At 53.8% G+C, this 12,197-nt stretch carries 10 protein-coding genes; 6 read left to right on the top strand and 4 right to left on the bottom strand.

The window, feature by feature from the left end; translation table 11 throughout:
- Window positions 1–11: 11 nt before the first annotated feature.
- The 6 genes from J5A66_RS03385 (at window position 12) to J5A66_RS10245 (ending at window position 7,692) form a co-directional block, all read left to right on the top strand.
- Window positions 12–1,256: a cofactor-independent phosphoglycerate mutase gene (locus J5A66_RS03385; RefSeq protein ID WP_211791045.1), complete on the top strand. Its 1,245-nt coding sequence runs from the start codon at window positions 12–14 to the stop codon at window positions 1,254–1,256.
- Window positions 1,257–1,274: 18 nt separating this feature from the next.
- Window positions 1,275–2,567: a threonine synthase gene (gene thrC, locus J5A66_RS03380; protein ID WP_211791044.1), complete on the top strand. Its 1,293-nt coding sequence runs from the start codon at window positions 1,275–1,277 to the stop codon at window positions 2,565–2,567.
- A gap of 224 nt (window positions 2,568–2,791) precedes the next feature.
- A complete protein-coding gene (locus J5A66_RS03375; RefSeq protein ID WP_211791043.1) occupies window positions 2,792–3,361 on the top strand; it encodes an L-threonylcarbamoyladenylate synthase in 570 nt (189 codons plus the stop codon).
- Between the two features lie 20 nt (window positions 3,362–3,381).
- Window positions 3,382–5,190, top strand: coding sequence for a chloride channel protein (locus J5A66_RS03370; protein WP_211791042.1), 1,809 nt, complete (start codon window positions 3,382–3,384; stop codon window positions 5,188–5,190).
- Window positions 5,191–5,818: 628 nt separating this feature from the next.
- Window positions 5,819–6,052 carry a hypothetical protein gene (locus J5A66_RS03365; RefSeq protein ID WP_249110017.1) on the top strand — a complete coding sequence of 78 codons (234 nt, stop codon included), beginning with the start codon at window positions 5,819–5,821 and terminating at the stop codon, window positions 6,050–6,052.
- Window positions 6,053–6,870: 818 nt separating this feature from the next.
- Window positions 6,871–7,692 carry a hypothetical protein gene (locus J5A66_RS10245; protein ID WP_371742868.1) on the top strand — a complete coding sequence of 274 codons (822 nt, stop codon included), beginning with the start codon at window positions 6,871–6,873 and terminating at the stop codon, window positions 7,690–7,692.
- Between the two features lie 419 nt (window positions 7,693–8,111).
- Here the strand turns inward: J5A66_RS10245 and guaA are convergent, their stop codons facing one another.
- Genes guaA through J5A66_RS03340 form a run of 4 tightly spaced genes read right to left on the bottom strand, consistent with a single transcriptional unit; the run spans window position 8,112 to window position 12,168 of the window.
- Window positions 8,112–9,656: a glutamine-hydrolyzing GMP synthase gene (guaA, locus tag J5A66_RS03355; RefSeq protein ID WP_211791040.1), complete on the bottom strand. Its 1,545-nt coding sequence runs from the start codon at window positions 9,654–9,656 to the stop codon at window positions 8,112–8,114.
- Between the two features lie 13 nt (window positions 9,657–9,669).
- On the bottom strand, window positions 9,670–10,437 hold the full coding sequence (locus tag J5A66_RS03350; protein ID WP_211791039.1) for a nucleotidyltransferase family protein: 768 nt from the start codon (window positions 10,435–10,437) through the stop codon (window positions 9,670–9,672).
- Entirely contained in the window at window positions 10,434–11,993 is a 1,560-nt protein-coding gene (locus tag J5A66_RS03345) for a phosphotransferase (RefSeq protein ID WP_211791038.1), read from the bottom strand. Before J5A66_RS03345 ends, J5A66_RS03350 begins: the two co-directional genes overlap by 4 nt.
- Complete coding sequence (locus J5A66_RS03340; RefSeq protein ID WP_211791037.1) at window positions 11,968–12,168, bottom strand: transporter; 201 nt, start codon at window positions 12,166–12,168, stop codon at window positions 11,968–11,970. The genes J5A66_RS03345 and J5A66_RS03340 overlap by 26 nt, the downstream gene beginning before the upstream one ends.
- Between the last annotated feature and the right edge of the window lie 29 nt (window positions 12,169–12,197).

Here is a 12,197-nt window from a genome sequence, read left to right as displayed (position 1 = left end):
AGAAAAGAAAAATGAAACATCTCATCATCTTAGGCGACGGAATGGCAGACCATTCGGTGGAACGGCTCGGCGGGAAAACGTTGTTGCAATATGCCCACACGCCTTACATGGATGTATTGGCAAGAGAGGGTCGAACAGGGATGCTGCAAACCATTCCCCGTGGATTTGCACCGGGATCGGAGGTGGCCAACACAGCCATTCTGGGCTACGATCTGAACAAAGTGTACGAGGGTCGTGGACCGTTGGAAGCGGCATCGATTGGATATGAAATGGCGGCAGACGATATGGCCATACGGTGCAACATCGTCTCTCTGCAAGACGGAGTGATCAAGAACCATCACGGCGGACATCTCGATACCACAACATGCGAGCCGATAATAGCTACACTGAACGAGGCTTTAGGGAGTGAGCGTGTGAAGTTCATCACGGGCACGCAATATCGGCATCTGTTGGTCATCAAGGGCGGAAGTAAGCACGTCGTCTGCGCTCCGCCGCACGATCATCCCAACGAGCCCTGGCAACCATTACTCGTAAAACCGGACGTCGACTGGGTGGACAGGTACGAAGAGGGGCGGATGACAGCGAAGGAGACTGCCGACCTGCTCAATCATCTCATCCTCGAATCTCAGAAGATTCTGCCGCAGTTGCCCTTCAACCAAGCGCGATCCCGAGTGGGACAGGTTCAGGGCAACAGCATTTGGCCATGGAGTGGTGGTTATCGGCCGTCGATGAAAACTCTCATGCAGCTTTATCCACAGGTGAAGCGAGGAGCGGTGATCTCGGCTGTCGACCTTATCCGTGGCATCGGTCATTACGCCGGACTGCGAAACATCGCTGTCTCCGGAGCCACCGGACTGTCCAACACCAACTACGAGGGAAAGGCCCAAGCCGCCATCGAAGCTCTACGAACCGACGACTTCGTCTATCTTCACATCGAAGCGAGCGATGAGGCGGGGCACGACGGCGATCTCCAACTCAAGCTCAAGACCATCGAAGATCTCGACCGCCGCATCGTCGCCCCCATTTTTAAGGAAGTGAGCACGTGGAGCGAACCCGTGTGCATCGCCCTCCTACCCGACCATCCCACCCCTGTGGAGATACGCACACATGTGGACGAGCCCGTTCCTTTCCTGATTTGGCACAGAGGCATCTCGCCCGACAGTGTGCAGACCTACGATGAGCAGAGTTGCCAAGCCGGTCGATACGGGCAGCTTCGGCTCGGTGAATGGATGGAAACCTTTATGGGTATCGACTAACCGTAAAAACGAAAGCAGATGAAATACTACAGCACCAACCGAAAATCCTCTCCCGTTAGTTTGAGAGAAGCCGTCATCAAGGGACTGGCCCCCGACCGCGGACTCTACATGCCCGAGTGCATCGTCCGGCTGCCCGACGAATTCTACCGACACATCCACCGCCTCTCCTTCCAAGACATTGCCCTAACCGTGGCCCAGGCTTTCTTCGGAGAGGATGTCGACGCACAGGCCTTAGAGACCATCGTGCGAGACACACTCACGTTCGACTGCCCCGTGCGCCCCCTTCACGACCACCTCTACACTCTTGAACTCTTCCACGGGCCCACCCTCGCCTTCAAAGACGTGGGTGCACGGTTCATGGCCCGCCTGCTCCGCCACTTCGTTACAACAGATAGCCAAACCATCCAAGTGCTCGTCGCCACCAGCGGCGACACTGGCTCGGCTGTGGCCAACGGGTTCTTAGGCGTCGACGGTGTGCAGGTCAAAGTGCTCTACCCCCGGGGTAAGGTCAGCGCGATACAAGAGAGCCAGTTCACCACGCTCGGACGGAATATCACGGCGATAGAGGTAAACGGCACTTTCGACGACTGTCAATCCCTTGTCAAACAAGCCTTCATCGATGCCGAGCTCAATGAGAGGCTCCACCTCACCTCTGCCAATTCCATTAACGTGGCCCGCTTCCTGCCCCAAGCGTTCTATTACTTCTATGCTTATGCACAGATGAAGCTGATGGGACGGGAAGACCAACTGGTGGTCTGCGTGCCCAGCGGCAACTTCGGCAATCTCTGCGCGGCCCTCTTCGCCCGCGAGATGGGATTACCCATCAAACGTTTCATCGCCGCCAACAACGCCAACGACGTTTTCTTCAAATACCTCCAGACTGGCACCTACCACCCCAAGCCCAGCATCCCTACCATCGCCAACGCCATGGATGTGGGCAACCCAAGCAACTTTGCCCGCATCCTCGACCTCTACGGCGAATCCTACGAGAAAATCAACGCACTCATCAGCGGCAGTCGATTCACCGACGATGAGATCCGCACCGCCATCCGCACCTGTTATGAGCGCACTTCCTACATCCTCGACCCTCACGGTGCCTGTGGTTACCAAGCCCTCTGCCAACAGCTTCAGACCGGCGAGCACGGTCTGTTCTGCGAGACTGCCCACCCTGCCAAGTTCAAAGAAACGGTAGATGCTCTTCTTCCCACCCCCGTCCCTATCCCTGAGCGGCTCTCCCGTTTCCTGCAAGGGCAGAAACAAACGCTGCGTATCGAGAACGATTTCGCCCAGCTCAAAGCTCTCCTACTGTAAGAGGACAAAACGTTTTCTCTTTTCGTTTCCCTCCGAGGAAAACATAGAATCCGCTATCTTTGGAGCTTCCCCCGGAGGGAAACGCAGAGCCGGACCAAGACCAACTCTCTTGCCTTCCCTAAAACAAAGAGCGGTTTGTTCACCCCAGCAGGTACGTATTACAGTAATTTGTTCTAAATTTGCATCACTCAACAAGGGAAAGCTCCCTTCAAAACAAAACGTTTATGACTCAAACAGAAGACATCAAAAACGCAATAGAAGTGCTCCGCCAAGGCGGCGTGATTCTCTATCCCACCGACACGATCTGGGGCATCGGCTGCGATGCCACCAACGCCGAGGCCGTGGCCAAGGTATACGCCCTCAAACGACGCGCCGACTCGAAGGCTCTCATCTGTCTGGTCGACTCGCCCACGCGCATGGCACGCTATGTACGCAACGTGCCCAACGTGGCGTGGGACTTGGTAGAACTGGCCACAAAACCCACTACCGTCATCCTCGACGATGCCGTCAACCTGGCCCCCAATCTCGTAGCCGAAGACGGTTCCGTCGCCCTGCGCGTAACGGCCGAGCCTTTCTCCCACGAACTGTGCTACCGATTTCAAAAAGCCTTGGTGAGCACCAGTGCCAACATCAGCGGCGAACCGGCTGCGCAGAACTATGCCGACATCAGCGCCGAACTACTCCAGGCCGTAGACTATGTTTGCCACTCGCGCCGTCAAGAACATCAACCCCACGCACCCAGTAGTATCATCAAACTCACCCGCGACGGCGAAGTGACCGTCATCCGAAAATAACCCTCCCCACGCAACAGAAGATGACAGACGCTGCAACAGAACTCAACAACCGCTCCCTGCTCGTGCGCTTCGCCCATTGGCGAACCGAACACCTCTCCACTCGGCAGTTCACCCTGATACTCTCCTTCTTCGTAGGCCTCTTTGCCGCCATCGCCGCCTACTGCCTACATTGGATCATCCACCAGATACAACTTCTCCTCACAGCCGGCTTCTCTATCTCGTCTATCAACTGGCTCTACCTCGTCTTCCCTGTGGTAGGCATCTATCTCACCTCGCTCTTCATCCGCCATGTCGTGAAAGACAACATCTCTCACGGCATCACCCGGGTACTCTACGCCATCTCCTCAAAGCGCAGCCGACTGAAGGCGCACAACTGCTGGTCGTCCGTCATCGCCTCGGCCATCACCATCGGCTTCGGCGGTTCGGTGGGTGCAGAAGCCCCCATCGTGCTTACCGGCTCGGCCATCGGCTCGAACTTAGGACAACTCTTCAAACTCGACAACCGCACCATGATGCTCCTCGTAGGCTGCGGAGCATCTGCTGCCATCGCCGGCATCTACAAAGCCCCCATCGCCGGACTCGTCTTCACCCTCGAGGTGCTGATGGTCGATCTCACCATGGCTTCCCTCCTACCCATCCTCATCGCTTGCGTCACGGCCACCTGCTTCACCTATATCTTCGTGGGCAGCGACTCGATGTTTACCTTCCACATTGACGGAGCCTGGAACATCGAGCGAGTACCGGCCAGCGTCCTCTTCGGTATCTTCTGCGGTCTGCTCAGCCTCTACTTCATGCGCATGATGACCACCTGCGAAAATTTCTTCGCCCGGATGGCTCATCACCCCTACCTGCGACTCGTCGTGGGCGGAACCCTCCTCAGCTCGCTCATTTTCCTCTTTCCCTCGCTCTACGGCGAAGGCTTCGGCTCGATCAACACCCTGCTCAATGGCAACACGGAAGCCGAATGGAGCGAAATCCTCAACAATTCTCTCTTCTACGGGCACAACCATCTACTCGTGGTTTATGTCGGTTTGGTGCTCTTCACCAAAGTCTTCGCCACCTCGGCCACCAACGGCAGCGGCGGCTGCGGCGGAACGTTCGCCCCATCGCTCTTCATCGGTGGTTTCGGCGGCTTCTTCTTCGCCCGTCTGTGGAATCTGTACGAAGTGGGTGTCTATATCCCTGAGAAAAACTTCACCCTCTTGGGTATGGCCGGTGTCATGGCTGGCGTGATGCATTCACCCCTGACAGGCATCTTCCTCATCGCCGAAATCACCGGTGGTTATCAGCTTCTCCTACCTCTGATGATCGTCTGCATCAGTTCCTATCTCACCATCAATATCTTCGAGCCTCACAGTATCTATGGCATGCGATTGGCACGCGAAGGCAAGCTCATCACCCACCATACCGACCGCTCCATCCTCACTTTGATGAACCTGGAAAGCATCGTCGACAAAGAATACACCGCCGTACGTCCCGATATGCCCCTGGGACAACTCGTTCACGCCATCAGTCGCAGCAACACCAGCTTTATCCCTGTGCTCGATCAGGCCGGTGCTCTCGTGGGCGAAGTCGACGTCACGAAGATTCGCCACATCATGTTCCGTACCGAGCTCTACCAAAAGTTCAACGTCTTGCAGGTGATGACGCCACCTCCGGCCACCCTCGGTTGCAACGATCCGATGGAAGAAGTCATGGCCAAGTTCGACAAGACTGATGCAGGCTCGCTCCCCGTCGTCGACATCGACGGCAAACTCATCGGCTTCATCTCGCGCACCCGCCTCTACGCGCTATATCGCAAGATGGTGGCCGACTTCTCCAACGAATAACCCACGTACCAGCGACTAAGCCTTCTCTCTTCTCATACAGACGGTCTGCCGAATAGCTCTTTTCCATCTCGTTACAGGCAATTTGCAGCGCGTAAGTTTGCTCGTATCAAAAGATTGTGCTACCTTTGCCGCCGTGTTTTAGGTCATATCGCAAAGGATATATATTATATAATGTGTAGCGTGCATCTTCATACAGGTATAACAGCGGGGCAGAAAAGGGCGAACTTTTCTGCATCTTTTAACGCCCATTGTTTGGTAGTGTCGCAGGAATTCGCTACCTTACACACACACACACACACACACACACACACACACACACACACACACACACAATGTTCGCACCTATTGTAGTGTAACACTTTTTAGCTTTTTCCATACGCGCGCGCGAAGCGAGCGCAACCCCTATAGGCAAAGGGCTCTTCGAAGTTCCCTTTGCTTCTCTTTTCGTGCCCACTATTCGTGGTGACGAAAGGAGAATTCACAGCATTTTTTCACCCTTTAAATATTAGAGATTTATGAAACAGACAATCACATTTTTATTCTTACTTGTAGCACTGCTCGTGCCCGGCAACGCATCAGCGCAGGTGGGTACATATAGCTATAATTTTTAATCAAATCAAAAAAAGCAATGAGAAAGAAACAAGAAAAGAAGGATTATTCTGCACCACGTTGCATGATCATCCAAGTGAGCGAAATGACTTATCTCATGGAAACGTCCTTCCCGAGCCAGCACAAGAAGGCAAATCACGGTACTGGTCCAACGGCTCCAGCCAAGTCTTTCGGTTTATGGAGTGATGAGTACTTTGAGGAGGACAGTAGCGAAGAAGCTAACGATGACAGCTCTTCATCATGGGACGACTAATTCCTAAAGCGATTAATTAACAAAAAAAGAAAACGAACAAAGAAAAAAGAAAGATGAAACATCAGTCTCTTTTATCTGGGATAAAGTCTTTGGGCATCATGCTGAGCTTAGGCTTGGCCTTGGCCTCATGTACAAAGGACGACGTGGCTCAGAACCCAGCAAAGCCAAACGAGGAGGGGAATAAGAACCTAACAACTTTCGTAGCAGGCGACGAGACAAAAACCCGCACGTCGTTGGATTATAACAGTAGCGACTTCTCTTGGGAAGCAGGCGATTATATCTACGTAAAGGATGATGATGGTGTATTGCAGAAGAGTAGCAACGCTCCAACTCAGAAGGTAGCTTCCTTCCGTTATAGAGTTCCTGGCAAGTTTGGCGCAAGTGCAAGTTATAAAGTTTATTACTTCGGTAAGAACAGTAGCAATAACCAAGTTGTTATTCCATCTGCTCAAAGTCAGTCAACACCAAATAATACTGAGCATTTTGGCGTATCTGGCGATTACGGTACTGCAACTGCGACAGGAAGCGTAGGAGGAAAAATTTTTAGTTTCCAATTAGAGCATCAGGCGGCTTACCTCGTATTTCACCCTTATGTAAGCAACACATTGTTGCAGAGCTGCTATTTAACTAAGATAGAAGTAAGTTCGGATAATGACATTGCAAGCACCTATACCTTGAACGCAATTACAGGCACGTTGCAAAGTGTTAGTACAGGAACTGGCAAGGAGATAATTCTTAGTACCAAAGGCAGTGGAGTTTATGCTAACGGTTTCCCTTTGAATACAGCTTCCGATAATGTAGCAGTTAATGGAGCCTATATGGTTATTAAACCAGGCACTCATACCTTGAAGGTACGTTATTGGTTAAAGGATGGCTCAACAGGAATAGAAGGTACTGTTACAAAGGCTTTTAAAGCTTTTAACTATGACGTGAATAACTATTATGATATAGATGGCAACCTTAACATACGCGACTACGATGGCGACCATTATTACATGTGGGACGCACAGCAGCAATATTGGTATGGTTACGAATGGACAAAAAACTTGGGAGCAGGCGTAGGTCAGCCAACACATGTTAGTCAGCCAGCAGGCAACTACGCCCAGAACAACAGCGACTCTCGTTGGTACCACGAGGGCAGCGGTTCAACTTTCAACGCTACTCACACACCATGCAAAGACCTTCCAAACGCTAACGAGCAGTCTTGGTATTGTATGCACGGCGATCCACGTTGGGATGCAGATGAATTATGGACAACTATGGGTCATTTATATAAAGGTGGTATGTGGTTTAAGAAGAAGTCTGTGTTAAAGGCAGAGGGTAATTACGACACCGAGAAATCTGCCGACGGTACAACCGACATGCGTACAACATGGAAGGACTACGTCAACTTCAGCAGTAGTATCAACAACTCAGGCCTCCCTTCCGCCGCCGATGCAGGTAATTACTTCTACCTGCCCGCCCTGGGTGGATACATCTCTGGTCAGCTGCACGACGTTGGCGGCATTGGCAACTATTGGTCGTCAAGTGCTCTCCCATGGAGCGGCGACAAAGCGTACGGCCTGACCTTCGGCAGTGCCTACGTCGGCGTGGGCAGCGACACCCGCAGCAGCGGGTACAGGGTCGACGGGTTCGAGTAGTCCTAAAAGCCCCACCCCGACCCTCCCCGAACCAACGGTCACTGACCGAAGGGAAGTAAAGGGGAGGGAGCCTAACTGGAGAAAGGAGGGTGAGAGACATTGAAATATCCAACCCGTTGCAAGAAAATTTATAACCCGTTAGAAATTTACAGGAGGTGACTTCCCGATGTGCGGGAAGTCACCTCTTGCGTATCGGGAGATCATCTCCTGCACATCAGGAGGTCATCTCCCGCACATCGGGAGGTCATCTGTCACAAGGATGATTGGGGCTTGAGCATCGATCGCTCTTCATTTCGTTGCAAATGGCAAGTTTATTCAACAAAAGAGAACTGATCACTGCGCGCGGCATGATCAGTTCTCTTTTATCAATGTTCGATCATCAATTGAACATTTCCTAATTATTCATTTCCAATTAACATCTACTCCCACTCAATTGTCGAGGGCGGCTTGGAGGAGATGTCATAGCAGACGCGGTTGACGCCCTTAACGCGGTTGATGATGTCGTTAGAGACGCGGGCCAGGAGGTCATAGGGTAGATGAGCCCAGTCGGCCGTCATAGCATCGGTACTGGTGACGGCGCGCAGAGCCACAGGATGTTCATAGGTGCGCTCGTCGCCCATCACCCCCACGCTGCGGATGCTGGAAAGCAAGACGGCTCCTGCTTGCCAAATCTTGTGATAGAGTTCTTCGCCATCGTCGCAGCGATAGTTGTGCAGGTGTTCGATATAGATGTCATCAGCCTCTTGCAGAATGCGCACTTTCTCGGGAGTGATGTCACCGAGGATACGCACGGCCAGTCCGGGACCAGGGAAAGGATGCCGACGGATGAGCCGCTCGGGCATGCCCAGTTCCTGCCCCACGCGACGTACCTCATCTTTGAAGAGCCATTGTAAAGGTTCGCACAACTTGAGGTGCATCTCCTTGGGCAGTCCGCCCACATTGTGATGGCTTTTGATGACCATGCCCGTGATGCTGAGGCTCTCAATGCGGTCGGGGTAGATCGTGCCTTGAGCCAGCCAACGGGCATCGGAGATTTTGCGGGCCTCAGCGTTGAAAACCTCGACGAAGTCACGGCCGATGATTTTGCGTTTCTCCTCAGGGTCGGTCACGCCTTTGAGGTCGGCAAAGAATTTCTCGCTGGCATCCACACCCACGACGTTGAGACCCAGTCCCTGATAGGCTTGCATCACCTTTTGGAATTCGTTCTTGCGCAGCATACCATGGTCGACGAAGATACAGGTGAGGTTGTTACCGATGGCACGGGCCAAGAGGGTGGCGCAGACACTGGAGTCGACACCGCCGCTAAGACCAAGAATCACACGGTCGCTGCCAAGCTGGGCTTTGAGCTCCTGCACGGTGGTCTCGACGAACGAAGCCGGGCTCCACTCTTGTCTACTGCCACAGATGTCTACCACAAAGTTTTTGAGCAGCTGCGTCCCCTGCACGGTATGAAACACCTCGGGGTGGAACTGTACGGCCCAAAGCGGTTGCGTGGTGCTGGCATAGGCAGCAAAACGCACATCGGTCGTCGAGGCAATAGGCCGACAGTGGGCGGGAATAGCTGTAATGGTATCTCCGTGGCTCATCCACACCTGCGAGTGAGGTTCGAAACCGCGGAAGAGCGGATCGTTCAGATCGATGTCTTGCAGGTGGGCCCGACCATATTCGCGGGTGCCGGCCGGTTCTACTCGTCCGCCACCCTCGTTGGCGATGAACTGTGCGCCGTAACAGATGCCTAAGACAGGAATTCGTCCCACAAAGTCGTCGAGGCAGGTACGGAAAGCTTCAGCATCGTGCACCGAATAGGGCGATCCGCTCAGGATGACGCCAATGACGGAGGCATCGTCTTTGGGGAACTTGTTGTAGGGGAGAATCTCGCAGAAGGTGTCGAGTTCGCGCACGCGGCGACCGATGAGCTGCGTGGTTTGCGACCCGAAGTCGAGAATGATAATCTTCTGTTGCATATCGTTGTTATTATTAAAAGAGATTGGCAAGGATTTGCGCATCGCTCAGGGGACATCCCGGGAGCGTTGGCGGCAGATGAGAAAGAGTGTCGAGCTTACCCACGTCGAGCAGTTGCAGATGGGGTTCAACATACCCGCGGATGTCATAGCGGGCGCAAAGAGAGAGGTAGAAGTCGATGATGCTAAAGCGGGCCGGACGGGTGCCCATCTCGCCAAACAAGGCGGGCGAGAAGGAGTGGATGCCGGCAAAGGCCAGTCGGCGGCAGCGTGTTGGGTCGAGCCCGACGTGCGGCGTGCGTACCTCGCCGGTAGCGAGATGGGTCCAGCCCACAAGACGCATGTCGTCGTCGAAGAGCAGGTAGCGTTGGGTGGGCCTGTCGCTGACGAGCAACAGAGCCTGACACGACTGATGTCGTCGGGCAAACTCCCGCAGGTCGACATTGCTCACGATGTCTACATTATGGATGAGGATGTTTTCTTCAGCGGAGAAAAGAGACTGCGCCTGTTTGAGTCCGCCGCCAGTGTCAAGCAGCTCCTGACTTTCGTCGCTGATGGCGATGTCTACGCCGAAGTGGCGGTTTGCCTCGAGATAATCGACTATCTGACGAGCAAAATGATGCACATTGACGACGATTCGCCGAGCACCGGCACCTTTGAGTCGTTCGATCGTTCGTTGCAGCAACGTTTGTCCACCCACCTCGACCAGGGCCTTGGGTCGTGTGTCGGTGAGAGGTTTGAGGCGCGTGCCCAGTCCGGCTGCAAAAATCATGGCTTGCATCATTGTTCTTTTTTTGTGTTGCGTTGGGGTGGGAGAATGGAGTGAATATTTTGTTCGCGGTGGGTAATATGAACTTCGATGCCGAACTTGCTGTGCAGATGCTCGGCCAGATGTTGGGCGGAATAGACACTGCGGTGCTGACCGCCGGTGCAACCGAAACTGAACATCAGACTGGTAAATCCGCGTTGGATGTAACGCCGCACATGGTGGTCGGCGAGAGCATAGACACCATTGAGGAAGGTGAGGATTTCGCCATCGTCTTCAAGGAAGCGGATGACGGGTTCGTCCAGTCCAGTGAGCTGTTTATAGGGTTCGTATCGCCCGGGGTTGTGGGTGGCACGGCAGTCGAAGACGTATCCGCCGCCGTTGCCCGAGGTATCTTCAGGGATGCCGCGTCTGTAAGAGAAGCTGTAGACACTGACGACGAGAGGCCCCGCGCCGTCGTACTTCGAGAAGGTGGCGGGCCCGTCCTGCGGGTGAGTTTTATAGACGGTGTGGGGCGTGGTTCGGAATCCGTCAGCCCGACTCAGGGCGGGCTCTTCGATGTGGGCAAACTGGGGCAGCTCGGTGAGTCGCCGTAGCATGTCCATCATGTAGGGATAGGGGAAGAATTTTCGGAGTTTGAGTAGCTCGCGCAGATTATCTATCGCCGGGGGGATACTATCGATGAAGTGACGTTTGTGTTCGAAGTAGCCACGGAAGCCGTAGGCTCCGAGCACTTGTAGAGTGCGGAAGAGAACGAAGAGGCTGAGCCGCTCGACGAAGTGGCGCACAGAGGGTACTTCGGTGTAGTGTTTGAGAGAGTTGTAGTATTCGTAGACCAGTTCGCGGCGCAGTTTGAAGGGGTATTTGGCGGAGGCTTGCCAAAGGAAGGAAGCCAAGTCGTAGTAGAAGGGACCTTTCCGTCCGCCTTGGTAGTCGATGAAGTAAGGTCGTCCGTCTTTGCCGAGCATGACGTTGCGGGCTTGGAAGTCGCGATAGAGGAAGCTTTCGCTGTGCTCCTGGGTGAGGTCTTTGGCGAAGAGTCGGAAGTTGGCCTCGAGTTTCAGCTCGTGGAAGTCGAGTTCAGTAGCTTTGAGAAAGCAATATTTGAAGTAGTTGAGGTCGAAGAGCACGCTATCTACGTCGAACTCGGCTTGTGGATAGCATGCGGTCCAGTCGAGCCCGCGGGCTCCGCGCATTTGGATGTTGGGCAGCTCGCGGATGACGGCTGTGAGGAGTTGTTTTTCGTGTTGATTGTACCGTCCTCCCGACTCTCGTCCGCCACGCAGGGCTTCAAAGAGGGAGGTATGTCCGAGGTCGGTTTGGAGGTATCGCAGTTCGTCGTCGCTCACGGCTAAGATGTGAGGTACGGGCAGGCGTCGGTCGGTGAAGTGGCGTGTGAGATAGACGAAGGTGTGGTTTTCGTCGCGACTGGTTCCGATGACACCGATGACGCTAATGCCCGTGCCATCGGTGAGTCGGAAGTATCGGCGGTTGCTGCCTGCCTCGGGTAGAGCCTCTACCGTTACGGGCTCTGCGCCCTTCCATTGTTTATAGAGTTGGGCCAGTTTCTCCATGGTTGTTATTTTTCTTTCGTGCCTGGGTGTCGGCATAATCTGCCAGCAGATGGTCTGCCACGAAGAGTAGCAGGAGGATTCCTATTGCCATGAGGGCCGACTGGGTGACGTAGAGCAGTCCGGCGGAGATGGTGAGGAAGAGGAGGAGTCGCCTCCAGTTGATTTTTATTTTCATGTTGCAAAAGTAGGCATTTTTGGCCATCC

This window comes from Prevotella sp. oral taxon 475 (assembly GCF_018127805.1).
Classification (GTDB): domain Bacteria; phylum Bacteroidota; class Bacteroidia; order Bacteroidales; family Bacteroidaceae; genus Prevotella.
This window is presented reverse-complemented; position numbering and strand designations above follow the sequence as displayed.